The organism is Leyella stercorea (assembly GCF_019052365.1).
GTDB lineage: Bacteria > Bacteroidota > Bacteroidia > Bacteroidales > Bacteroidaceae > Prevotella.
In genome coordinates this window covers 1-25421 of sequence record NZ_JAHQUY010000026.1, presented here as the reverse complement: position 1 = coordinate 25421, position 25421 = coordinate 1, and the positions used below count along the sequence as shown (strand labels likewise).

The following is a 25421-nucleotide window of genomic DNA, read 5'->3' as shown; positions in this document are numbered from 1 at the left end:
TTACTCGCCAGCTTTTGAGCATCTTGCCTCCGCCTTGCGCAGCGCGATGTCGTATGCTTCATAGTAATATGTAATGAACTTGCTCCACAATGCGTTCTCTGCCAGAGCGCGTGCCTTGTTGCGTATGCGTCCCTGCTTCTGCTTCGTAGCATTGGCGTACTTCTCAACAGCCGCCTTGATGCTGTCAGCCACCTCATTGTAGTTGTAGTCTGTGCGGTGGATTACCTCCACGCCATCCTCGATGGTGCCTTCCTTGCCAATAACGGTGTTTGCCCAAAGGCCGAAGCCTGCAAGGTCGGTTGTGATGCACGGCACCTTGAACGCCGTAGCCTCCAGAGGAGTGTAGCCCCACGGCTCGTAGTAAGACGGGTAGATGCAGAGGTCGTTGCCCAGGATGGTGTCATAATAAGAAAGGTTCACAATGCCGTCCTCGCCTGTGAGGTAGCACGGAATGAACACCAGCTTTACGCGTTCGCCCTTGGCGTTGTGCATGCCGAGCCAGTTCATCATGCCCAATGCACGGTCGTTCTGTTGCTCGTTCAGCCAATGGGTGATGACTGGGGTAGGGAGCGGAGTGTCGAATTTCTCACCTTTCTCCATAGCAGCCAAACGCTCTGCCAAGTCTTCGCGAGCGCAGTTTACCCATGCCGGCACTTCGATGAAGGCAACTATGTCCTTCTTAAGGTTCTCTGCATTGGTGCGCAGACGATTCATAGCATCGATGAAGACATCAATACCTTTGTTGCGCCATTCGTAGCGTCCGCTTGTAGAGATGATGATTGCGTCGTCTTCAATCTCGTCGCCAGAGAGAGCACGTGCTATGTCGAGCAGACGCTTGCGGGCTGCGGCACGCTTCTTGTCGAAAGTCTTGCCCTGCGGCACGAAGTCGTCTTCGAAGCCGTTCGGCAGCACTACGTCCACCGGCTTATCCATAAGCTCCTTGCATTCTGTGGCTGTTATATCGCTCACAGTTGTGAAGCAGTCTACGTGGAGCGCTGTCTGCTTCTCAATAGAGTGTTTGCTCTCCATGTTCAGCTCGGCAGCCATCTGGTCGCCGTTGTATGCCTCAAGGTATTCGTAGAGCGGCTTGTTGTTGCCGGCAATACTGCGTCCGATACTTGTAGCATGTGTGGTGAAGATGGTTGCAATCTGCGGCACGCGGTCGTTGATGTAGAGTGCGCCCAAACCAGTCATCCACTCGTTAGCATGATAAATAACCTTAGCTTGCTTCTTAGCTTTCGGCTTGCTGATTTCGCTGTTATAGAAACTCTCCACAACAAGACCCGCTGCGTACGAGAACATCGAAGCCTCGTCGTAGTCGCCGTATGCGTGAAGGCTGTCAACGTGGTACTTCTCCCAAAGCTGACCGTATATCATGTCCTTCTCAGCATAATACTGATTGAAGTCGACGAGTATGGCTACCGGATTGCCCGGCACCGTCCATCTGCCTATCTTTACTTTCAAGCCTTCTTTCTCTGCCTTCTTTCTCCACGAAGCGAAGAGTTTGTCGTCTTCGATGAAATACGGACTTGTTTTTTCACCCCAACAGTCAGGACCAATAAAGATGAGTTTGTCACCAAGCTGCTCTACAAGCGTCTTGGCTCTTGTCGAAAGCACTGTATAAATGCCTCCTACCTTATTGCAAACTTCCCAACTCGATTCAAAAATGTAGTCTGGAAATAAATTCTCTTTTTTCATAAAAAAGTTTAATGTCGCTTGCAAAAATACTATTTTAAAGATAAAAAAACGATTTTTAGGCTCTCTTGTTTTGCAAAACAGCCGTATTCTTGATGTAAATTTAATACTTTTGCGCAGAGTTAAGCACATATTGCGCAGAGTTAAGCACATATCTTACAATCTCATATTTTTACACAATGTTAAAACAAACAAATTAACAATATGAAAAAGTTATTCGTCCTTATGTTTGTGCTCCTTGTGTCTGTTAAACTTACAGCGCAGAGCGACAAAGTGTTCCATACGTACATTTACAACGATGAATTTAAGGTGTATATGGACATAAATTTGTATGAAAACAACGTAATCGTTCCTGATCAAGAGCTTTTCGGAGAGATACCCGGCTACTTCGGAGCCAAGCGCGACCAACGTAAATGGCTAATCACGTCTGCCAAAATTGACGGCAAGAATAGCGCTACTCTCGAGATTGTCAACGATTACGGGTCGGAAGATCTCACCGCCACTCTTACCTACAACCCTGAAGATGGTTCGTATGTGCTTAAGCAAAAGAGTGGTAGTCGCATCAAGATTGTTGTAAACCGCAAATGGGTGAAGATACCTACCGAACTGAAACTTGTTCCGCGCAAGTAGTATGTTACCCGTATCTGGTAAGTCGATTACCTGTATCTGGTAACTTTATTACCGGTGTCGGGTAATGCTATTACATGTATCGGAGAACTCAAGTACCAAACACAGGTACTGAGGGAGAGTATACAAAGAAGGGCTGAATTCCTTGTGCAGAATTCAGCCCTTCTTTGTATACACATTATTATATATGCTTGTAGCACAATGTCTTTGTTTGCATTTTTGCCTTGTTTACGGCAGAAACTAACGTGTCTTTGTCTTCAAAACCGGTTCGCATGTGAGACCTATGCCCAGCTTCTTGAATATCTTTCTGTCCACTTCGCTCAGCATAACCGTGCAATGAACCTGACAGCCACGTAGCTTAGGCAATTGTTCCAATGCCTTGCGGCAGTTCTCATCGTTCTCAGAGAGCACAGAGAGCGCCACGAGCACCTCGTCGGTATGCAGACGAGGGTTGTGACCGCCAAGATAATTGGTCTTGGTATACTGTATCGGCTCGATCATCGACTGCGGAATGAGCTTTGTTGTATGGTCGATTCCGGCAAGATGCTTCGTCACGTTTAGCAGAAGGGCGGCGCTACAGCCCAACAGCGGACTTGAATTGCCGGTGATGATTGTGCCGTCCTCAAGCTCGATAGCCGAAGAAGTGTGTCCGGTACGCTCCAGACACTCACGTGCTGCAACGGTGGTTCGACGGAAGTCGGTTGTTATCTTCGCCTGGTTGAACAGCATCTGTATCTTGCTGATTTCTCCTTCGTTGCATGCGCCGAGAGCCAGCTTATTTGTAGCCTCATAGTAGCGGCGGATAATCTCGTTCTTCGATGCCTCGCAGCAAACCTTGTCGTCGCTGATGCAGAAGCCTACCATATTCACGCCCATGTCTGTCGGCGACTTGTATGGATTCTCGCCGTAGATGCCTTCGAAGAGAGCGTTCAATACGGGGAAAATCTCGATGTCGCGGTTATAGTTCACCGCAATCTTGTTGTAAGCCTCAAGATGGAATGGGTCAATCATGTTGACGTCGTTAAGGTCTGCCGTTGCTGCCTCGTATGCGATGTTCACCGGGTGCTTCAACGGAAGGTTCCAAACCGGGAATGTCTCAAACTTCGCATAGCCCGCTCTTACGCCGTGCTTGTTCTCGTTATAGAGCTGGCTAAGACATACAGCCATCTTGCCGCTGCCCGGGCCCGGTGCGGTCACGATAACCAGCGGACGCTCGGTCTTTACGTAGTCGTTCTTTCCGAAGCCGTTGTCTGAAGCAATGAGCTTGACGTCATGCGGGTAGCCCTCAATGAGGTAGTGGCAGTAGGTCTTGATGTTGCTGCGCTCAAGACGCTGCTTGAAGGCGATTGCGGCGGGCTGTCCGTTGTAATGAGTGATGACAACCGAACCGACCATAAAGCCACGGTTCTGGAACTCGCTGCGCAAACGTAGCACATCCTCGTCGTAGGTGATGCCAAGGTCGGCGCGTTTCTTGTTCTTCTCAATGTCGGCAGCACTAATGACAATCACTATCTCTATGCTGTCACTTATCTTCTGAAACATGCGCAACTTGCTGTCGGGCTGAAAACCCGGCAGCACGCGGCTTGCATGATGGTCGTCGAAAAGTTTGCCACCAAGTTCGAGGTACAATTTCCCATCAAACTGCGAAATTCTCTCCTTGATGTGCTCCGACTGAATGTTCTGATACTTCTCGTTATCAAATCCGATGTTCATAATTGCTTATCTATTCTTGTACATTGACTCGTAATAGTTCTGATAATCGCCAGACGTCACGTTGTCCATCCACTCCTGATTGTCAAGATACCAGCGCACAGTCTTCTCAATGCCTTCTTCAAACTGCAGGCTCGGCTCCCAACCGAGTTCCTTCTGCAATTTGCGTGAGTCGATAGCGTAGCGCATATCGTGGCCCATACGGTCGGTAACATGAGTGATGAGGTTGAGGTCTTCACCTTCCTTACGACCGAGCAGGCGGTCGACGGTGTTGATGAGGACGTGGATGATGTCGATGTTCTTCCACTCGTTGAAACCGCCGATATTATATGTGTCAGCCACCTTGCCCTTATGGAAGATAAGGTCGATAGCGCGAGCGTGGTCTTCTACGTACAACCAGTCGCGTACGTTCAGACCCTCGCCGTATACCGGCAGCGGCTTGCGATGACGGATGTTGTTGATGAAGAGCGGGATGAGCTTCTCCGGGAACTGGTACGGGCCATAGTTGTTGGAGCAGTTGGTCACGATGGTCGGCATTCCGTATGTGTCGTGGAAGGCGCGTACAAAGTGGTCGCTGCTTGCCTTTGCGGCAGAGTAGGGCGAGTGGGGGGTATACTTGGTGGTCTCAAGGAAGAACTCTGTGCCGTAAGCATGGTGGTGAGCAGAAGATGCTTTTGTTGTGAACGGCGACTCAATACCTTCCGGGTTTGTAAGTTCGAGCGCGCCATAAACTTCATCTGTAGAGATGTGATAGAAGCGCTTGCCCTCGTACTTCTCTGGAAGGCTCTCCCAATATATCTTCGCAGCCTGAAGCAACGACAATGTGCCCATCACGTTAGTGCGTGCGAAGGTGAACGGATCCTTAATAGAGCGGTCTACGTGGCTCTCTGCAGCGAGGTGGATAATGCCGTCAACCTTGTGCTTCTTCATGAGCTCGAGAACCATCTCGAAGTCGCAGATGTCGCCTTTAACGAATGTGTAGTTCTCCTTGTCCTCGATGTCCTTCAGGTTGGCGAGGTTGCCAGCATATGTGAGTTTGTCGAGGTTTATGATGTTATACTCCGGGTACTTGTTGACAAAAAGTCGAACAACATGTGAGCCGATAAAACCGGCACCGCCAGTAATGATGATATTCTTCATATTATTTACTAATTTAGTGTGTGATATGCTTATTTGTTGTTTGCTTCTGCAAGCTGCTTGATGCACACTTTCAGTGAATCGGTCCAGTAGGGAACCTTTACACCGAATGTAGCTTTGAGTTTCGACTTGTCGAGCACAGAGAAGTGCGGACGCTTTACCGGACTCGGGAACTCCTCGCTGTAGCAAGGCTGGATGTCGCAAGTGTTGCCAGAAAGTTCGCATATAACCTTCGCAAAGTCGAACCATGAGCATACGCCTTCGTTAGAGAAGTGATAGATGCCGGTCTTGTCAAGTTGTTTTGTTTCGATTATATGTGAGATAACGTCAGCAAGATCGCCCGCAAATGTCGGGGTGCCTACCTGGTCGAATACGACCTTGAGTGAGTCTTTTGTAGAGGTGAGCATCTGCATCGTCTTTACAAAGTTCTTGCCCCACTGCGAATAGAGCCATGCTGTACGTATGATGATATGGTTGCATCCAGTGGCCTCTATCGACTTCTCGCCTGCGAGCTTTGTCTTGCCATAAACGCCGAGCGGATTTGTCTCCCAATCCTCACGGCACGGCACATTACGATCGCCTTGGAATACATAGTCGGTGCTCACGTGTATAAGCGTGCCGTCTACTTCCTTCATGGCTGTAGCAAGATTGCCCGCAGCTGTATTGTTTAGCAGATTGGCAAAGTCGTAGTCAGTTTCTGCTTTGTCTACGTTGGTGTAGGCTGCGCAGTTGACAATAACATTCACGTTGCGCTCCTTTACCATCGCACGTACGGCGTCAATATTGGTGATGTCGAGTTGTTCGTAGCCCTCAGCTACATCAGTAAATATATAATGGTGTTTGCTACCAAGTGCCACGCGCTGCATTTCGTGTCCGAGCTGACCGTTGGCACCAGTTACTAATATGTTCATAGTTATAGATATTTAAAAAGTAAACGGAGAATCGAAGTCTTTCAACAGTGCATGCTTAGTGTCTTTCTCGCTCAAGATAGCCTTGTCGGTAGGTATGCGCCAGTCGATGCCTAACGATTCGTCGAGAATAGATATGCCACCATCAGCTTCCGGATGGTAGAAATTGTCGCATTTATACTGGAATACGGCTGTTTCGCTCAACACTGCAAAACCGTGAGCGAAGCCTTTCGGGATAAAGAACTGGCGATGGTTGTCCTCTGTCAACTCTACAGCTACATGCTTGCCGTATGTTGGCGAACCTTTTCTTATGTCTACAGCAACATCAAGAACGGCACCTTTCACACATCTTACGAGCTTACTCTGTGTGAATGGCGGGCGCTGGAAATGAAGACCACGCATCACGCCATACGACGACATGCTCTCATTGTCCTGACAAAACTCTATGTGGCCTACCTTTTCGTCAAACTCTCGCTGTGAAAAACTCTCGAAGAAATATCCTCGAGCATCCTTGAAAATGCGTGGTTCAATAATAACCACTCCTTCAATATCGGTTTTAATTACTTCCATATCGGTGTTATTGTTTTTGCAAAGGTACATATTATTTATTTATTACGTGGTATATTATCATAATTTGCTTACTAAAAAAGGTGAAAGCCTATTAATCTGTGGTAAAGATATTGGTTAAATTTCGCTGTTAGAAATATAAATGGTAATTTCGCTTCCACAGATTTATCGTTCCAAATACGAACATTATTTATGAAAAAGATACTATTTGCTATATTCTTGGCGTTCTCGGCATTGCACATGTCGGCTTACGACTTCCTCAGACCGGTTAAAGATTCAATTCCTAACGGCTACAACTTCTGGGTGTATACACCTATCGACTACTTCTATTCGCAGGAGCATACTCCGGTGATCATATTCCTCCACGGAGCGAGCCTTTGTGGCAGAAATCTTAATCGTGTGCGTCGCTACGGACCGCTTGACGCTATCGTAAAGGGTCGCGAGATTGAAGCGCTGACTATTGTTCCGCAAAACCCTGGCGGCGCTTGGAACCCTAAGAAGATAATGGATGTGCTCGATTGGGTGAAGCGCAACTATGCTTGTGACACAACCCGTGTGTATGTGCTCGGCATGAGTTTGGGCGGATATGGCACAATGGATGTTTGTGCAACGTATCCCGACCGCATAGCAGCAGGAATGGCGTTCTGCGGCGGTTCGTCCTTGAAAGACGTGAGCGGATTGGGCAAGTTGCCGTTCTGGATAATACATGGCACAGCAGACCGTGCGGTGCCTATAAAGCAGTCGAAGGTAGTTGTCGAGAAACTGAAGGAAAGCGGTAATGATACGCGTTTGCTATACGATTGGTGGCAGGGTGCAAACCACGGTGCACCGGCTCGTTTGTTCTATCTGCGTAAGACCTACGAGTGGCTTTTCTCACATAGTCTGCTTGATAAAGACCGACCCGTAAACCGCGACATCAGCATTCGATATGAGGACTTGCGAAAAGTATATGACGACGTGAACCGTGGAAACAATACCCCTGAAGTGATTGACGGGCCAAGTGTTATAAAGTCCGAAGGATCAGAGTATTAAGCATTACTTTAATAACAAATAAAAGGCTACAGCTTTTCTGCTGTAGCCTTATTTCATTTATATAAGTCATAGTGGTTATGACAAAAAGCCACAACCACTTAAAGCCTATTACATTACGCCGTCTTCGCGAAGCTTGAGCTGCCACTTCCAAGCAGAAGCGAGTACATCTGCAAGGTTAGACTCAGCCTTCCAACCCAATACCTTGTTTGCCTTTGAACAGTCGCCCCAGATCTTTTCGATATCGCCCTCACGACGCGGACCGTACTTCCAGTTGAGCTTCACGCCAGTAGCCTTCTCGAATGTCTCAACGATTTCGAGTGTAGAGTTACCATTGCCAGTGCCGATATTGAAGTATTCAATCGGTTCGGTCTCCTTGTCGAGCACGCGAGCCATTGCTGCAACGTGAGCCTTTGCGAGGTCTACTACATAAATGTAGTCGCGGATACAAGTGCCATCAGGAGTATTGTAGTCGTTACCGAAGATAGTAAGCTCCTTGCGTATGCCGATAGCTGTCTGTGTTACGAAAGGAATGAGGTTGTTAGGCACGCCGTTAGGCAACTCGCCGATTTCTGCAGACGGGTGAGCACCAATCGGGTTGAAGTATCTAAGAACGATGCTCTTGATAGAGGCACCGCTGTGGATATAGTCGGCAATAATCTGCTCGTTGATTTCCTTTGTATTGCCATAAGGAGATGTCGCCTTCTGGTGAGGAGCATCCTCTGTAACGGGGAGGTTTTCTGGCTTCGGCTGACCATATACAGTGCAGCTTGAAGAGAAGATGATGCCCTTAACGTCATACTTTGGCATAAGCTCGAGCAAGTTTAAGAGCGACACGATATTGTTGCGATAGTAGAGCAATGGTTTCTGCACGCTCTCGCCAACCGCCTTTGAAGCAGCAAAGTGGATGATACCCTGAATGTCAGGATACTTTGCAAACACAGCCTCTGTAGCAGCCTTGTCGCGAAGGTCTACCTGCTCGAATGCTGGGCGAACGCCAGTAATCTTCTCGATACCATCAAGAACCTCGATCTTTGAGTTTGAGAGGTCGTCAACAATTACTACCTTGTAACCTGCTTCAATGAGCTCCACTGTTGTATGCGAACCGATAAAGCCCGTACCGCCAGTTACCAAAATTGTTTGTTTCATAATACTAAATAAGTTTTATAGACTATTAATTACAATCTTAATGAAATTAGTTATAAGCGTCTATATTGAACATATATCGCTTTAGTTTACCACAAAATTAATATTATAATTCGTAATGACAAATAAAACGCAGATATTTTTCCACAATTTGTTTGCGTTGTTAATAAAAAGGCGTATATTTGCAGATGATAGTATGCACAACGTAAAGTGAAACTTACTTCATTTCACCCAACTTGCAATATCTCTACATAAATAATAATCTAAACAAAATCGAAATGGAAAAAGCAACCGAACAAACAACACAGCAGATAGAGCGCTTCTTGAAGAAAATTGCTCAGAAATTTCCTCCGCGCGACGACGCTTCTGTCGTTACGGATATTCATGTGCGTGTCTCTCAAGGCAGCGGCGAGATGTTGGCGTTCGACGACGACGACAACGAGGTTACACGTTGCGTTGTAGAGCAATGGATAAACAATAACGACGAGGACTTCTATACCGGTGTGGAGCAGACGCTTATGGCTACGCTCTCGGCACAGTCTGCATTAGCCGACAGCCTCGGCATTCTTAAGCCTTACAGCTTTGTGCTTGAGAACGAGGATAAGGAGAATGTTGCCGAGCTTTATATCGCCGACGACGATACTGTCATTATCGGCAAGGATCTTATGGAAGGACTCGACTCTGACCTTAATGTATTTTTGGAAAAGCTGTTGGGTTAAATGATAGGACGAATACACTCTTTTGAATCGTTTGGCACGGTAGACGGACCGGGCGTACGCTTCGTGACTTTTATGCAGGGATGTCCGTTGAGATGCCAGTTCTGTCACAACCCGGACACATGGGATCCTAACGGAAAATGCCAGTACGAGTTCACTCCAGAGCAGTTGAGAGACGAAGTGGTTAAGTATCGTTCGTTCATTAAAAGCGGTGGCGTAACGGTTTCTGGAGGAGAGCCGTTGATGCAATCAGAGTTTGTGGCAGAGTTTTTCAGACTTTGTCACGCCGAAGGCTTGCATACTGCGCTCGACACAAGTGGTGCTATCATTACGGATAAGGTCTTAAAGGTGTTGGACAATACAGACCTTGTATTGTTGGACATCAAGACAATGGACGCGGAGCTATATCCGACGCTTACCGGCGTAAAGCAGAACAACAATCTTGCTTTCCTCGATATTCTTGAGGAACGTAAGATAAAGACATGGGTGCGTCATGTTGTGGTTCCAAACCTGACCGACAATGACGAGTGGCTACGCAAACTTGGTGAGCATGTGTCGCATTACGATTGTGTTGAGAAGATAGAAATTCTGCCTTATCACACATTAGGCACGTATAAATACGAAAAGCTCGGCGAGAAGTATAAGTTGGAAGGTGTGCCTGCATTGTCAGCACAGAGAGCCAACGAGATACGTAGCATGATGTCGCAATACAAGCCGTGCCAGTAAGGCGAGTTCAGACCTATGGAAAAAGCATTTGTTATAGATACAATACAATCAATTTGCAAAGACATCGGTTTCCCGTTCACAACGAAAGTGAAGACGGAGAAATGGAAAGCCGATGTCTTGGTAGATTGCGGACCATACAAGATAGCCTTCAATGTGTGCAATTTGCCGCGCAATGTGGAGGAGGTATATCTTGCCATGCGTCAGGAACGCGTGTGCGGATGCTGGATGCTAATGCCTTCGTTCAGGAAAATAGTATTAAGCAAGCTGCCTTGCTTTTATATTCAGGACATACGCGGCGAAATAAGTATCCTTCTTCATAAGATTAGGGAAGAAGAATATTCGCTTCCGATTGAAGATTTCATTCGTTCTATGATTTTAGGCAACATACGTTATGCCGAAACAATGAAGGTGAAGTATGTTGAGGTGTGTTTCTATCAGAAGATTTGCTGGAAGTGTCACGAAAAGAATCACATATATCTTATTAATAAGTTGATTTCGGCAGAAGGAATAGAGATCGAAAGTGGCATTGATTGCTTTTCTGCTGAGATAGTTGATGGCGTAAAGCAATACATCGACGCTCATCCTGAATTGAATTTGAAGGTCGGCGATATAAAACCACGCTACAGCAAGTATCATCATGGAGCCAGCATGTCCTTCGGTTGCGCATATTGCGATAGTCTTTTCGGGCACACCTACGTACAAGATGCCTATGACAACCTTGTCTTTTGTGTGAAGACACTGCCAAAAGCGCGCATAATAATCAATAAAGACTTTGTTGTACCAGCAAAGCGTTGGTATAAAAGAGACTAAACGCGTCGACTGATACGAACATTCGTACCAATCGACGCGTATTACTTATATTATGTTTTATTGTTATGAAAAACAGCATAACTATTTATGAAAGCAGGTCGTGTACGTATTCTACCAAACCTGCGTACCTGATAATCAAAGTCAAGCAAATGGCGTAGAAGCCAGCCAACGCATCGTCGAGCATGCAGCCCCATCCTCCGTGTATATGGCGGTCTACCCAACGGCAGCCAAGCGGTTTCGTAATGTCGATTACGCGGAACAAGACAAAGCCTATCGTTGCGAGAGAAACGGCTACATACGACGGACCGTCAACGAACAAGGCCGCAAGCGTAGCCACCCATGTTCCGAAATACTCGTCGATGATTACGGTTCGAGGGTCTTCACCCCAGTAGCGCTCCATGACGTTGTCAGTCCAAACGCCCACAAATAGCGTACCTACCACAAGCAGAACCGTGGCTATGGCAAGCCACATAGGCGAAAGGGCGAAATAGAGGGCTATCCAGATGAGTAGCGCAACGAAACCGCCGAGTGTTCCCGGTCCCCAAGGCCAAAAACCGACACCTAAACCGGTAGATATTATGACGTGCAACCAAGGCGCCTCGCCAAGTTGGTGATTGTTATTATTGCTCATAATCGTTTTCTTCTAATTGTTCTGTCTGTTACAGCTTATTCAGCCGCACTCTCCTTGAACTCCACTTTCAGCTTGTCGTCTCCATCAACATCAATCGCAATGGTTTTGCTTGTTCTCTTGTCGTCGGAGAGCAGCAATTCGCAAAGCACATCCTCGATGTATGTCTGTATGGCACGCTTCAGAGGACGCGCTCCGTACTGCGGACTGTAGCCCTTGTTTGCAAGCAGAGTCTTTGCTTCGTCGCTGATTTCAACGGCATAGCCCATATCGTTGATGCGCTTGAACAGACGAGACAACTCGATGTCCACAATCTTGCGTATCGCTGTATTGTCGAGCTGATCGAACGTGATAATCTCGTCGAGGCGGTTGAGGAACTCAGGCGCGAACTGGTGTGCCAAACTTTTCTGTATCACAGATCGTGCATATTCCTTAGCCTTTTCGCTCGAATTGTCAAGCAACGCGGCGTTGAAACCGATGCCGTTGCCGAAATCGACAAGCTGGCGTGTGCCGGTGTTCGAGGTCATGATAATGATCGTATTGCGGAAGTCGACCATTCTGCCGTTACCGTCAGTCATGCGACCCTCGTCGAGCACTTGCAGTAAGAGGTTGAACACATCGCCATGCGCCTTCTCCACTTCATCAAGAAGAACAATAGAGTAGGGATGGCGGCGTACTTTCTCCGTGAGCTGTCCACCTTCGCCGTAGCCTACATATCCCGGAGGCGCACCTACAAGACGCGAGGTATTGAACTTCTCCGAGTATTCGCTCATGTCAATACGAATAAGAGCGTCCTTCGTGCCGAACATCAGCTCTGCCAAGGTCTGTGCAAGATATGTCTTGCCTACACCGGTTGAGCCGAGGAACATGAATACGCCGATCGGACGGTTAGGGTCTTTAAGTCCGAGGCGATTGCGCTGTATGCTGCGCACAATCTTGCCGATGGCGTCGTCCTGAGCAACCACAACCGACTTGAGTCTGTCGCCGAGGTTCTTCAGCACGCAACTCTCCGATTCAGAAATTCGCTGTACGGGTATGCCCGACATGATAGAAACCACGTTAGCGACGTCTGCCTCTGTGACTGTCTCACGGCGTCCATCGTCAGAAGCCACCCACTCGTCGTTCAGAACCTTAAGTTCGCTCTCAAGCTGTGTCTCGCGGTCGCGGTAAGTAGCTGCCACTTCAAAGTTCTGGTCGTCTGCTGCCGCTATCTTCAACTGATGGATGTTTGCCAATTCCTTCTCCTTCTCAATTATTGAAGGTGGAATTACTGCATGTTGCAGATGAACCTTCGAGCCGACCTCGTCCATTGCGTCAATAGCCTTGTCGGGGAACGCACGCTCTGAGACGTATCTGCCAGTCAGTTTCACGCAAGCTTCCAACGCCTCGTCGGTATAGCGCACATGATGATAGTCCTCATAGCGCTCCTTGATGTTCTTCAGAATGTCGAGCGTCTCTGCTTCGGTAGAGGGCTCTATCATTACGCGCTGGAAACGACGCTCAAGAGCACCATCCTTCTCGATAGAGTTGCGATACTCGTCGAGCGTTGTGGCACCGATACATTGTACCAAACCGCGAGCCAACGCCGGCTTCATGATATTAGCAGCATCCATTGAACCAGGCGTGCTGCCTGCACCTATTATAGTATGTATTTCGTCGATGAATACAATGATGTCAGGATTCTGTTCCAACTCGTGCAGCAATGCCTGGATGCGCTCCTCGAACTGTCCGCGATACTTCGTTCCGGCTACGATAGATGTCATATCGAGACGGAAGATGCGCTTGTTGAACAGCAGCGGAGAGGTGCGTCGGCGGGCGATAAGCTGGGCAAGTCCTTCGGCTATGGCACTCTTGCCAACGCCAGGTTCGCCGATAAGTATAGGGTTGTTCTTCTTTCGACGGCACAGTATCTCGGTGACACGCTGTATCTCCTTGTCGCGTCCGATTACGAGGTCGAGTTTACCCTGGGCTGCAGCAAGTGTGAGGTCGGTAGAGAACTTGTCAAGCACTGGTGTCTTGTCTGTTCCGCCGCCCATTGGTTTGTTCGTTGTGTCAGAAGTAGCGCTCTGATTCTTGTTGTTATGTGAAGAAAAATTGTCATGCGACACCAGATTGTCGTCATCGTCAGACAATCCTACGCCGTTCTTGACATTTGAGTTTGTTTGCATAAGAAAATTCATAGCTTTCTCGTATGTTAAACCATTCTCAAGAAGTACGCTTTTGGCACCACTTGCCATTTTGTCATGCAGTATGGCAAGTATGATATGCTCAACGTCCACTTCCTTAGAATGCTGAAGTCGGGCTTCAAGTATTGATAATTTGAGAATGTTGTTAGCATGCTCGTCGAGCGAGATGTTTCCGTTGTCAGACGAAGCTGCGGCAGAGTTGTCCTCTTGAATATTCTTCTCAAGCTGCAACTTTACCTTGTCGACATCTATATTGGCGCCCATAAGCAGGGCCTTCAGCGGACTTTGCTTGTCTCTCAACATTCCAAGCACAATATGTTCGGGACGTATAGCACCTGAAGACAGCCTTAAAGCCTCTTCTCTGCTGAAAGATAGGTTTTCTGATACTCTTTGTGAAAACGAATTTGTCATTTAATATATTATCCTTGAATTATGTTCGTAAATATTTAACTTCTGCCTATGCACATGTAGGCATTATAGTACATGCAAAATACATGCCACTAATTGTCAGCCAATCGTTTTAACTCTCTTTCTATATAGTTTAACTTGTCTTGATTGTTGTATCGGCGATAGTATGCCAGCGCTTCGATGAAGTATTCCTGAGCATTTTCGATGTCGCGCATGTGCTTGTAACACATACCGATACGCAACAGCGAATCGCCTTTTTCATTGTTATAGCATAGCAATGTATGCTCTTCGAACAGCGGCACAGCGTCTATGTACTTCTTTAGCCGAAAATAGCTTTCTGCCACACAATAGTAATATACTGCCAATTCGTGTGGGGCAAACACATTCAGTTTGGTCAGTATCGGCTCTAAAGTCGCTACCGCCCGCTCATATTCGCCGTCGTAATAGCAACAAACGCCCATGTAAGCCTGAAAACGTGGGTTCAACTTGTACTTGCTGTCAAGTTTTGAGAACCATATCAGCGCTTCATGGAACTTGCCGCTTTGAAAGTAATCGACAGCCCTCGACAGCTTTTCGGCATCTGTCTGCTCGGTTGCCGATTCGTATATATGTATATGTGCACGGCTATGTGCATTAACAGTAGATGAAAGAGAGATGAAACATACCAATAAAGCCAATCTGGTTCTTTTTGATATATTCATATATTGCGGCTTATTCTGTATAGAAATCGATCAGTTCGTTGAGCGCTTTCTGGCAAGCCGGACAGAAGTCGGGGTGGGCATTGCTGCGCATACGGCAGTCGAACGATGGACGATAGACACCTTTAAGACTGTAGCCTGCACCTTCATATACACCTAACGGATGCTGCAGCTTTGCATTCTTCTTGTTCTTCTTGTTTTTCTTGCCGTAGAAGTCAACCGGTGTTGGTATCGGTGTTGTCGGAGCAATGAGTTTCTCCCATTTATCGTGGAAATCAACGAGTGTTGTTATGTTCTTCTCCCAAGGCTCTACATCATGTGGATACATCGGCAACGCCTCCTGCTCGTAGGCATATTCGTCAGCCAATCCTGCGAAACTATGACCGAATTCATGTACAACGACTTGCTTGTAAAGCGGATGGTGTGTCATACTAAGATTGTACGAGTTCAATATGCCGCCACCGCCGTATTCGGAAGTGTTCACCAATACGATTATATGTTCGTACGGAGTGCCGGCAAGTGCGTCGTGCAGGTTCTTCAGATTGAGCGTTGTGAGGTATCTATTTGAATAGAACGTATCGAAATGGCTACCCAAAACTGTATTCTTCCATACACCTTTTGAAGGAACACTTGTACCGGAGTCTTCAGATGTTGACTCCACAGCAATTATGTTAAAGCGGTTGCGTTTTGACTTGAATGGTTCATGCTCGAAAAGTGCCTCTGTTGCGATGCGGGCATCCTCCAAGAATGTAGTCATTTCGTCTTTGTTGTAGCCTTCTGCGACGTATGCAATATGAATACACTTCGTTGTGTCTTCTGCCGCTTGCAATGTGATGTATGGCGTAACGTAATTGAATCCGATGTGTCTGATCAATATATCGTTCGGATTGACGACATGAGTCATCGTTGTAACAATTTTCTGACGGTTATCACGCAAATCGACAGTTATGTCTACAACATTCTTTGGCATAGGTACAAGAAATACGTTCTCGAACGACTTGTTCGTAATTTTTGCCTCGTCGTATGTCAGCCATTCTTGAAACAATGTTGAGAACGAGTTCGTGTATATAACCTGCTTCGTGTTATGGTCGCGCACCGTAATCTGACCATTTCCTTGAACCGGCAGTATGTCAAGATTGTTTCTCTTGCCATACCAATGAGGCATAAGGTTACACTTGTCCAAGGAAATCTGCTGCGACTGCGTATCACCTGAGAAGATGTAGTCTACACGCAATGTGCTGTCGCAGAAAAACTTGTCAAATTCAATGTCCTTATTTTGAGCTTTGCTTGGCATGATTGCAAACAGGCAAAGCAGTAGTATCAATTGTCTTAACATTGTCTTCATATTCATTTTATGTTAATCTATATCTGTTTTTTATTCTTCGAATTGTTTAATCAACTTCTTTACATAATCTCTTGACCAATCACTTTCGTGAAAGCGCTGATCGTTATATTTCAAGAGGTCTATATCTATAGCAATTTTGCCTTCATTACGCAGAAACTCGGTGTTGCCACATTGCGTTTCCATTTGCTTGGTCTTTGCAACGATTTGCTCTGGCTCATCTTCTGTAAAGCCACAAGCAAGAAAATTGAGATACTTCTTGTCGCTTAATACGTCTCCAACCGGATTTGTAAGCAGTTCTTCAGAAAACTGCACTTTGTGAAACGCCTCGGATATTATTTCTTTTACGAGTTTGGCGTTTGACTCGCGGTTGAAATTAGTGCCTATTGACAGTATGATTCTATGCATATTAGAAGCGTCTTCTGAATTCGGCACATACAATAGCTGTTGCTATTGCTACATTCAAGCTGTCGGCCGTTGCACGACCTTCCGGATAATTAGGTATTCGTAAAGCTCTGTTTACGACATTGCGAATGGCAGGGGATATGCCTTTACCCTCATTACCCATCACAATCAAACCTACCTCTGTAAGTTCTTGATTGTAGATATTGTCGCCTTCAAGAAGTGTACCGTAGATAGGAAAGTCTTTGGGTAGCGAATCAAACAGTACAGAAAGATTCATGTATGTTACATTCACACGAGCTATGCTTCCCATAGTTGCCTGCACAACTTTCGGGTTGTAGGCATCAGCTGTATCTGCGCTACAGATTACGTTTTCGATGCCAAACCAATCGGCTATACGAATTATTGTGCCAAGGTTGCCAGGATCCTGTACGCCGTCAAGCACAATGGTAAGTTTGCTTGTAAGCAGATTGGTATCAACATGAGAATCGAGCTTCTTGAATACGGCAAGCACCTGCTGCGGATGGCATAGAAAACTTGCTTTGGTAAGCTCTTCTTCCGTTACTTCTATAATTTCGCAATTTGCGACAGAAGCTATTGCGCGTCCTTCACCTTTCAACCATTCTGCTGTACCTACGAGCAACATCAAATTGCTTTTATAACGCGAAAAAATATCGCCAACAACTTTTGGACCTTCGGCTACAAAGACGCCTTCAGCATCACGAAACTTCTTGGTTTTGAGTGAGTGTAAATATTTAATTTTGTTTTTACTTATCATCTTCTTAATTAAAACTATCAAAATACGTTATGAATCTTCACTTCGAGTAAAAGACTCTGCAAAGGTAGCAATATTTATCGTTTTTTTTGTATCTTTGCATGGTTTTTCAAACATAATGAATATTAATTTAGTACTATTAGTAAAGATGTTGTCTAAGGTCAAAATAAAGTCTGCTTCAATAACGTTAGGGATGATAGCTATATTAGCCTTTATCTCTTCTTGTTCCTCAACGAAGTTCATTGCCGATGACGATTGTCTTTTGAAAAGTTGCACGATAAGCAGCGATGAAAAGTCTTTTAATGCGAAATCGCTCGAACCTTATTATGCGCAGCGTCCAAACTCTAAGTGGTTCTCTTTAATAAAGCTTCCTTTGGGCATATATAGCTTGTCTGGCAGAGACAGCACAAAATGGATAAATCGCACACTGAGAAGAATAGGGGAGAGCCCTGTTGTTTTCGATTCGTTAAAGACGAAAAAGTCATGCGACAACATGGTATCGGCAATGAAGTCAATGGGATATCTGCAAGCTGAAGCCTCTTATATTGTAGCTAAAAAGAACAAGAAGGCAACTGTTCGATATACCATAAATCCAAACGTTTTATATTACGTTGATTCAGTTAAATATGTAATAGAGGACGAAACACTCTTGCCCTTACTTGAGGAGAAAGCCTTCAAAGGAAAACTGTTAAAGAGAGGTATTCCTTTTTCAACATCAACTCTTGATGCTGAGCGCAAACGTATTGCACAGATTCTTCTGAATAATGGTTATTACAAGTTCAATAAGGATTTTATTCATTACGTAGTTGACACTATTGGCAAGAGCAATAGGGTAGACGTTGAGCTCCATCTTATAAAGTATAGAAGCTCAAATAATAGCCCTGAGACTCCGCACAAGAAATATATCATTAACAATATTTATTTCCGTTCTGGTGATGGCAAGAAACTGCCATTACGCAAGCGTGTACTCTATAACAATACAGTAATTGCACCTGATGCTTTATTCTGCTCAGAGGATGTCCAAAATACTTACAACAACTTTGCACGTCTGCAGGCTGTTCGTTATACAAACATTCATTTTGAGGAACTGCCCGATACAAATCTTTTGGATTGTAACGTGCAGATAAGCACGCGAAAGCCTAATTCCATATCTTTCCAACCTGAAGGTACAAATACAGCTGGTGATTTTGGTGCTGCAGCTTCGTTGACTTATACAAACAATAATTTGTTCCGTGGAAGTGAGACATTCAGTGTCCAGTTGCGTGGTGCATACGAGGCAATCAAGGGACTTGAGGGTTATCAGAACGAGAATTATGTGGAATATAATATCGAAACAAAGTTAGCTTTTCCGCGTATTATTGCTCCTTTCCTGTCCGAAAGATTTCGTAAGAAGAACCGTATGAAGTCTGAATTGCTCTTTAGTTACAACATGCAGAATCGACCGGAGTTCCATCGTCGAGTGCTTACTGCTGCATGGCGCTATCATTGGAGCATGGGCAGAAAGAAACCATCATACAGATTTGATTTCTTGGACATAAACTATGTACACATGCCATGGATTTCTGCAACTTTTAAAAAGGAATATCTTGATGATGCTTCAAATAGAAATGCCATCCTTAGATATAATTACGAGGATATCTTTATCCTGCGAACTGGATTGAATTATTCATTCAGCGATTCCAAAAACGCTCTGCGTTCTAACGTAGAAATAGGTGGAAACTTGCTATACGGCATCTCAAATCTGTTTAAGTCTAGACGCAACGCCCAAAATCAGTACACGCTCTTTAAAATTGCTTATGCACAATATGTTAAGGGAGATATTGATTATACACGTCTCGTAAAAATCGATACAAAGAATACACTCGCATTGCACTTCGGACTTGGTATTGCTTATCCTTATGGAAATAGTACAATTCTTCCATTTGAAAAGCGTTATTTCTCAGGTGGCGCAAACTCTGTTAGAGGTTGGAACGTCCGCGCACTTGGTCCTGGTAAATTCAAGGGAAAGGATGGCCGTATCGACTTCATAAACCAAACTGGCGATATGAAGCTTGATATGAATATGGAGTTGCGTACGTTCTTGTTTTGGAAATTCAATTGTGCATTCTTTGTCGATGCAGGAAATATATGGACTTTGAAAAACTATAAAGACCAACCTGGAGGACAATTCAAGTTCAACGAATTCTACAAACAGATAGCTGTAGGATATGGTTTAGGATTACGCTTGAATCTGGATTACTTTATCATGCGAGTGGATTTCGGCATGAAGGCTGTTGATCCTGCATACGATACAAACAATCAACATTTCCCAATAACAAATCCACGTTTAAAGGACATGACTTTGCACTTCGCCGTAGGAATGCCGTTCTAAACAATACGTCAACAAGAAGGAATAATAAACATACATCAAGATGTCGACGATTTATCGATATCTTGATGTGTTATCAGTAGAGAAGTGGATTGATAAGATTAATGATTTTATAAAAATAAAACGCATATTTATCATAATGTCCGTTATAGAGAGTTATCCTTTAAGATTATAAATTTATACATGGAAGATACTATATTATTCAATAATATTTTGTAAATTTGATGTGATTTGCACAGGTTTATGATAAATAGGTCTTGCAAAGTAAATTATTGGCATAACTTGAATAATGAATAACTTCATAACTATAAATGATGCAACACTATCGTAAGATAATACATATAGACATGGATTGCTTCTATGCTGCTGTGGAACGACTTGATAACAATAATCTTGCAGGGAAAGCAATCGTTGTTGGACACGATTCTGACCGCGGTGTTGTTTCTACTGCGAGTTATGAGGCGCGTCGTTATGGCGTACATTCTGCGCAATCCATTAGAATGGCAAAAAGACTTTGTCCTAATTTGTTGATAATAGAACCTCGATTTGAGCGGTATAAAGAAATTTCCAATAAAATTCATAATATATTTCAAAGATATACCGACTTAATAGAACCGATATCACTTGACGAAGCGTTTTTGGATGTTACACAAAATAAAAAAGGTATTGAATTAGCTGCAGATATTGCAAAAGAAATAAAGGCTGCAATTCATGATGAACTTGGCTTAACGGCTTCGGCCGGTGTATCTTATTGTAAATTGCTTGCCAAGATAGCCTCCGATTATAATAAGCCCGACGGCTTATGTATCATTCATCCTGATAATGCTATCGCGTTTTTAGACAAGTTAAAGGTAGAGGACTTGTGGCTTGTGGGGCATAAAACTGCACTCGAATTGCATTCGTTGGGTATATTTAAAGTTCGGCAGTTGCGAAATCAATCGCTGTCTACCCTATCACGTTTGTTTGGAAAACGTGGGCAATTGTTCTATGACTATGCACGTGGTATTGATGATAGTCCAGTAGAAGCACGAAATGATAGAAAATCGGTTAGTTGCGAAAGTACATTCGCTCAAGACCTTTCGTTGAAATCGAATGTTATTATCGAACTATACCACATAACATTGGAACTGGTAAACCGCCTTGATAAGAGCGGTTTTTCTGGTCACACACTTACATTAAAAGTGAAATACGCCGACTTTACGCAAGTTACAAGAAGCCTGACCTGCGCTACCCCACTAACATCTAAAGATACGATTCTACCTTTAGCAAAAAAGTTACTACAAAAAGTGGAGATTAACGCCTCTCATCCTATAAGGTTAATGGGGCTTGGTGTAAGTTTGGGCGACGATAAACCCAAAAATAAATTATTAACAAAATCCAAACAAGAGGAACCACAACTGCCTTTTGCTGAATATTGATAGTATTCATGAGAATTTCATTCTAAGAGAATGACACGCCGTATGCAGGCTTTAGTCATCGTTCGCGTTCGTTGTCTATGCTGATTCCGTACGCGACCCGATCAGATTCCGTACGCTGTCCGATCAGATTCCGTACGCCGCCCGATCAGATTCCGTACGCCGCCCGATCAGATTCCGTACGCGAACGGCGAGAATACATATAGACACAATAAAAGGGCAATTCAATATCGCTATTGAATTGCCCTTACACATATTATTATAGAGCTAATCTAGGAAACTGTTATGGAGCTAATTTAGGAAACCTTGTGTGAACCTTCGCTGATAACAACGTCGATTACCTTCGGCTCCTTGCCATATTTTGCAGAGTATTTAGCCTTGGCGTCAGCGATGAACTGATCATAAAGCTCGTCCTTTACGAGGTTGATTGTGCAGCCACCGAAACCGCCACCCATGATACGGCTACCAGTAACGCCATTCTCCTTGGCGATGTCGTTGAGGAAGTCGAGTTCTTCACAAGAAACCTCATACTCCTTGCTGAGACCTTCATGAGTTTCGTACATCTTCTTGCCAACAGTCTCGTAGTCGCCTGCATTAAGAGCATCACAAACAGCAAGAACACGGTCTTTTTCGCCGAGTACGAAGTGAGCGCGCTTGTAGTCTTCCTCACCTACTTCAGCCTTAACCTCCTCAAGCTGTTCCCATGTGCAGTCGCGCAGAGTCTCGAAGTGAGCCTCCGGATGCTTAGCAGCGATATGCTTAACAACATTCTCGCAAGAGTTGCGGCGGTCGTTGTAAGGAGAGCCGGCAAGCTCATGCTTCACGCAAGAGTTGAGGAGCACCAGTTTGTAGCCAACAGGCTTGAAGGGGAAATATTCGAACTCGCGGCTGCGGCAGTCGAGACGCATGAGGCAACCCTCCTTACCGAATACACTTGCGAACTGGTCCATGATACCGCAGTTTACACCACAGTAGTTGTGCTCTGTAGCCTGACCAGCGAGAGCCATATCCCACTTACTTACCTTGTTATCGCCGAAGAGATCGTTGATAGCAAAAGCGAAGCAGCTCTCAAGAGCAGCTGAAGAAGACATACCAGCACCGAGAGGCACGTCACCTGCAAACGCAGTATTGAAACCTTTCACGTCAACACCGAGCTTACGCATCTCTTGAATAACGCCATAGATGTAGCGTGCCCAGCTTGCGCGTGGTCCCTGCGGATCGTCAACCTTGAACTCTACACGGTCTTTAAGGTCAATTGAGTAGCACATAACAGTATTTGTGCCATTCGGACGAAGTTCAGCCATGATGCCCTTATCTACTGCACCTGGGAAAACGAAACCTCCGTTATAGTCGGTATGCTCACCAATGAGGTTAATACGACCTGGTGACTGATAAATATTGCCTGTCTTACCATCGAAGTGCTTAATGAAGCGGCTTCTTACAAATTCGATATCCATAATTAATAAGGTTTTAGTTATAAATGTTTTATTTGTGAAAAAAGGCTTGCCCGCAAGAGCAAGCCTTTATATATTCAATTATTCTACAGGAATGTCTGTGTTGACGTTCTTTGAACCCCAAAGAGCGTAGTAGAAGATGTATGCTGCAGCAAGGAGTACAACGATGAAACTTGCCATATAGTTATGTGTGAGGTCGATAACAAGACCCTGAATACCAATCATCACAGCGAAACCTGCAACCATCATCATGAAAGCACCAGAAGCCTTTGCTGTATACTTGCCAAGACCCTCTGTAGCAAGATTGAAGATACCACCCCACATTACAGATGCACAGAAACCTACAAGCATGATAGCAAAGATACCAACAGGAATCTCTCCCCACTTCAAGCTGAGAGTTGTGTAGTCGATGCCAGGGAAGCTAATGGTCTGCTCAACAGGAAGCATAATACCTAATGCAACGAGAACCATTGCAACAAAGCTAACAGTAGCGATCATGGCCTTTGCAGAAACCTTACCGCCAATCATACCACCTACGAAACGGCCGATAAGCATGAAGATGAAGTATACAGCACTAAGAGTACCAACATAGCCTGCGTCCATAGCAAGACCCGGATTTGCAGCATCCTTTGCAGAGGTAAGGTAAGCGAGAATGTAAGTAGGAGGACAAACCTCTACTGCGCCATAGATTGCAATAGCAAGCATACCAAGCTTGAAGTGACGGAAAGAGAAGCAGCTATACTTGTCGTTAGCCAAAGCGTCAACCTTAGGCTGCTCAGGCTCCTGAATCTTGGTGAAGAAAATCACAACAAGTGCGAAAACAAAGATAGCAAGAGCGATCATCAATGCTGGAGTAGCAGCAGAAACCTTAGCTGTGCTTGCGTCGCCGATAAGTGCACCCATGAGAATATAAACACAAACTGCAGCAGCAGAGTTGAACACACCACCAATCTGAACCAACTGGTTGCCAGTGTTACCACCACCACCGAGGAGGTTAAGCATCGGGTTTACAACTGTGTTGAGCATACACATGCAAAGACCAGAGATGAAAGCACCGATGAGGTAAACAACGAAGCCCATAGAACCACTGAGCCACTGGATAAGAAGACCGATAATACCTACGATTAAAGCGAGAAGTGCTGTTTTCTTATAACCAAACTTCTGGATAAGAAGACCAGCAGGAATACCCATAAGGAAGTAAGCGCCAAAGTTGCCGTAGTTACCTACCTGTGCAAGGGTATCAGAAACGCTGAAGTTGTTTTTCAAAATGACAGCCATTGGTGAGCAAAGGTTTGTCACAAAGGCAATCATAGCAAAGAGGAAAATCATTGCGAGAATAGCAACGAAATTACCTTTTTTTGTTGTGGAATTTCCCATTGTTTTGTTTGTTGTTTTAGTTATTTTTATTGATTAGTACATTCAATAAAGTAGCGGAAGGGTTAGCTTCCGCATTGGTTTTATGCATAATAGCGGAGGCCGCATGCCCCCGCTATAAAGTCTGTTTACTTTTCTACTCCAAACTTATACACTGTCTTCTGTGTGTACTGTCCACCGGGATTAAGAACCACCGATGGGAAGTAAGGATGGTTAGGAGAATCGGGGAAGTGCTGTGCCTCAAAGCAGATAGCACTGCGACGTGGGAATGTTGCGCCGTTCTGTCCCTTATAACCATCAGCCCAGTTGTCGCTGTAAACCTGAACACCAGGTTCTGTTGTGTAAACCTCCATTGTACGTCCACTTACCGGCTCCTTGATACGTGCTGCAAAGCTGAGTTCGCCCTCTTCCTTCTTGTTGAGCACAAAGCAATGGTCATAGCCTGCACCGTTCTTGATCTGTTCATGGTCGGCATCAATATCCTGACCTACAGTCTTCGGTGTGCGGAAGTCGAACGGTGTACCCTTTACGAAACGTACTTCTCCGGTAGGAATTGATGTCTCGTCAATCGGCAGATAGTAGTCAGCATTTATTTCGCACTCAAGATTCTCGATAGAAGGAGTAGGGTTAGCAATGCCTGCGAGTGAGAAGAAACCATGGCTTGTGAGGTTCACAACGGTCTTCTTGTTTGTAGTAGCCATATATTCGATAACAAGCTCGTTGTCATCTGTGAACGAATATTCAACAGTTACTTTCATCTCGCCAGAGAAGCCCTCTTCGCCATAAGGACTTACATACTTGAGTACGAGAGTGTGTTCGTTCATCTGGAGAGCCTCCCAAACCTTTGCGTTGAAGCCCTTCAATCCGCCATGCAGACAATTCGGACCGTTGTTGATAGGCAACTGATACTCCTTGCCATGAAGTTGGAAACGTCCCTTGCAGATACGGTTGCCGTAGCGTCCTACGAGTGTAGACAAATAAGGTTCTGGTGAGTTTATAACGTCTTGAATGTTATCATGACCCTGAATCACGTTAGCTCTATTGCCATTCTTATCTGGAACCATGATAGCAACGAGTGCTCCACCATAATTTGTTATAGCGACTTCATTGCCCTGATTGTTTTTCAAGATAAAAAGGTCGGTTTCTTTACCGCCTACTGTAGCCTGAAAATCGCTTCTTTTCAGACCGCAGATATTTTCTATTTCGGTTGTGTTTATCATAAATTAAGTTTTTTAGTTACTTATATTTTATGCAAAGTAACCAAAAAAAAATGTAACAGACAAAAGAAAGCACAAAAATT

The 25421-nt window shown here is 45.0% G+C and carries 22 protein-coding genes; 7 read left to right on the top strand and 15 right to left on the bottom strand.

Features of this window, described 5'->3' with window-relative positions; genetic code table 11:
- Positions 1 to 1698 carry a glycosyltransferase gene (locus tag KTQ90_RS06460; protein ID WP_217317664.1) on the bottom strand — a complete coding sequence of 566 codons (1698 nt, stop codon included), beginning with the start codon at positions 1696 to 1698 and terminating at the stop codon, positions 1 to 3.
- A gap of 201 nt (positions 1699 to 1899) precedes the next feature.
- Between KTQ90_RS06460 and KTQ90_RS06455 the strand changes: the two genes are divergently transcribed.
- Positions 1900 to 2325 (top strand): hypothetical protein, encoded by a 426-nt coding sequence (locus KTQ90_RS06455; RefSeq protein WP_217317663.1) that lies wholly within the window; start codon positions 1900 to 1902, stop codon positions 2323 to 2325.
- 237 nt (positions 2326 to 2562) lie between these two features.
- Here KTQ90_RS06455 and KTQ90_RS06450 read toward each other — a convergent pair whose 3' ends face one another.
- The 4 genes from KTQ90_RS06450 to rfbC are packed head-to-tail and all read right to left on the bottom strand — an operon-like array spanning position 2563 to position 6647.
- Positions 2563 to 4035: a DUF1846 domain-containing protein gene (locus tag KTQ90_RS06450; protein ID WP_217317662.1), complete on the bottom strand. Its 1473-nt coding sequence runs from the start codon at positions 4033 to 4035 to the stop codon at positions 2563 to 2565.
- A 6-nt stretch (positions 4036 to 4041) separates the two neighbouring features.
- Complete coding sequence (locus KTQ90_RS06445) at positions 4042 to 5172, bottom strand: dTDP-glucose 4,6-dehydratase (RefSeq protein ID WP_217317661.1); 1131 nt, start codon at positions 5170 to 5172, stop codon at positions 4042 to 4044.
- A gap of 29 nt (positions 5173 to 5201) precedes the next feature.
- Entirely contained in the window at positions 5202 to 6080 is an 879-nt protein-coding gene (rfbD, locus tag KTQ90_RS06440) for a dTDP-4-dehydrorhamnose reductase (RefSeq protein WP_217317660.1), read from the bottom strand.
- Between the two features lie 12 nt (positions 6081 to 6092).
- Positions 6093 to 6647: a dTDP-4-dehydrorhamnose 3,5-epimerase gene (gene rfbC, locus KTQ90_RS06435; RefSeq protein ID WP_217317659.1), complete on the bottom strand. Its 555-nt coding sequence runs from the start codon at positions 6645 to 6647 to the stop codon at positions 6093 to 6095.
- Between the two features lie 189 nt (positions 6648 to 6836).
- Between rfbC and KTQ90_RS06430 the strand changes: the two genes are divergently transcribed.
- Complete coding sequence (locus tag KTQ90_RS06430; RefSeq protein WP_217317658.1) at positions 6837 to 7676, top strand: carboxylesterase family protein; 840 nt, start codon at positions 6837 to 6839, stop codon at positions 7674 to 7676.
- A 108-nt stretch (positions 7677 to 7784) separates the two neighbouring features.
- Here KTQ90_RS06430 and galE read toward each other — a convergent pair whose 3' ends face one another.
- Positions 7785 to 8822, bottom strand: coding sequence for a UDP-glucose 4-epimerase GalE (galE, locus tag KTQ90_RS06425; protein ID WP_217317657.1), 1038 nt, complete (start codon positions 8820 to 8822; stop codon positions 7785 to 7787).
- Between the two features lie 275 nt (positions 8823 to 9097).
- Here galE and KTQ90_RS06420 point away from each other — a divergent pair, with 275 nt between their 5' ends.
- From KTQ90_RS06420 to KTQ90_RS06410, 3 genes are read left to right on the top strand one after another with little or no spacing between them, the layout of a single operon-like run.
- Positions 9098 to 9538 (top strand): hypothetical protein, encoded by a 441-nt coding sequence (locus KTQ90_RS06420; protein WP_022159036.1) that lies wholly within the window; start codon positions 9098 to 9100, stop codon positions 9536 to 9538.
- Positions 9539 to 10261 (top strand): pyruvate formate-lyase-activating protein, encoded by a 723-nt coding sequence (gene pflA, locus KTQ90_RS06415; protein WP_022159035.1) that lies wholly within the window; start codon positions 9539 to 9541, stop codon positions 10259 to 10261.
- A gap of 15 nt (positions 10262 to 10276) precedes the next feature.
- Positions 10277 to 11071, top strand: coding sequence for a hypothetical protein (locus KTQ90_RS06410; protein ID WP_217317656.1), 795 nt, complete (start codon positions 10277 to 10279; stop codon positions 11069 to 11071).
- Between the two features lie 85 nt (positions 11072 to 11156).
- Here KTQ90_RS06410 and KTQ90_RS06405 read toward each other — a convergent pair whose 3' ends face one another.
- The 6 genes from KTQ90_RS06405 to KTQ90_RS06380 all read right to left on the bottom strand — a co-directional run bounded on the left by KTQ90_RS06405 (position 11157) and on the right by KTQ90_RS06380 (position 17513).
- On the bottom strand, positions 11157 to 11702 hold the full coding sequence (locus tag KTQ90_RS06405; RefSeq protein ID WP_022159033.1) for a phosphatidylglycerophosphatase A family protein: 546 nt from the start codon (positions 11700 to 11702) through the stop codon (positions 11157 to 11159).
- A gap of 35 nt (positions 11703 to 11737) precedes the next feature.
- The gene (locus KTQ90_RS06400) at positions 11738 to 14296 is read right to left on the bottom strand and encodes an ATP-dependent Clp protease ATP-binding subunit (RefSeq protein ID WP_022159032.1); all 2559 of its coding nucleotides are present in this window, start codon (positions 14294 to 14296) and stop codon (positions 11738 to 11740) included.
- 89 nt (positions 14297 to 14385) lie between these two features.
- On the bottom strand, positions 14386 to 14994 hold the full coding sequence (locus KTQ90_RS06395) for a tetratricopeptide repeat protein (RefSeq protein WP_217317655.1): 609 nt from the start codon (positions 14992 to 14994) through the stop codon (positions 14386 to 14388).
- 10 nt (positions 14995 to 15004) lie between these two features.
- A complete protein-coding gene (locus tag KTQ90_RS06390) occupies positions 15005 to 16336 on the bottom strand; it encodes a M64 family metallopeptidase (RefSeq protein ID WP_217317654.1) in 1332 nt (443 codons plus the stop codon).
- 30 nt (positions 16337 to 16366) lie between these two features.
- Positions 16367 to 16741 (bottom strand): 2-amino-4-hydroxy-6-hydroxymethyldihydropteridine diphosphokinase, encoded by a 375-nt coding sequence (locus tag KTQ90_RS06385; RefSeq protein WP_217317653.1) that lies wholly within the window; start codon positions 16739 to 16741, stop codon positions 16367 to 16369.
- Between the two features lies 1 nt (position 16742).
- Positions 16743 to 17513, bottom strand: a complete 771-nt coding sequence (locus tag KTQ90_RS06380; protein ID WP_217317652.1) for an RNA methyltransferase — start codon at positions 17511 to 17513, stop codon at positions 16743 to 16745.
- A 115-nt stretch (positions 17514 to 17628) separates the two neighbouring features.
- On the opposite strand from KTQ90_RS06380, the gene tamL reads away from it, so the two are divergent.
- Both tamL and dinB read left to right on the top strand, forming a co-directional pair.
- The gene (gene tamL, locus KTQ90_RS06375) at positions 17629 to 19881 is read left to right on the top strand and encodes a translocation and assembly module lipoprotein TamL (RefSeq protein ID WP_254359321.1); all 2253 of its coding nucleotides are present in this window, start codon (positions 17629 to 17631) and stop codon (positions 19879 to 19881) included.
- 311 nt (positions 19882 to 20192) lie between these two features.
- Complete coding sequence (gene dinB / locus KTQ90_RS06370; RefSeq protein ID WP_217317673.1) at positions 20193 to 21296, top strand: DNA polymerase IV; 1104 nt, start codon at positions 20193 to 20195, stop codon at positions 21294 to 21296.
- Positions 21297 to 21589: 293 nt separating this feature from the next.
- Here the strand turns inward: dinB and galK are convergent, their stop codons facing one another.
- The 3 genes from galK to KTQ90_RS06355 form a co-directional block, all read right to left on the bottom strand.
- The gene (gene galK / locus KTQ90_RS06365) at positions 21590 to 22750 is read right to left on the bottom strand and encodes a galactokinase (RefSeq protein ID WP_217317651.1); all 1161 of its coding nucleotides are present in this window, start codon (positions 22748 to 22750) and stop codon (positions 21590 to 21592) included.
- Between the two features lie 78 nt (positions 22751 to 22828).
- Complete coding sequence (locus KTQ90_RS06360) at positions 22829 to 24124, bottom strand: MFS transporter (RefSeq protein ID WP_022159023.1); 1296 nt, start codon at positions 24122 to 24124, stop codon at positions 22829 to 22831.
- Positions 24125 to 24249: 125 nt separating this feature from the next.
- On the bottom strand, positions 24250 to 25341 hold the full coding sequence (locus tag KTQ90_RS06355; RefSeq protein ID WP_217317650.1) for an aldose epimerase family protein: 1092 nt from the start codon (positions 25339 to 25341) through the stop codon (positions 24250 to 24252).
- Positions 25342 to 25421: the final 80 nt, after the last annotated feature.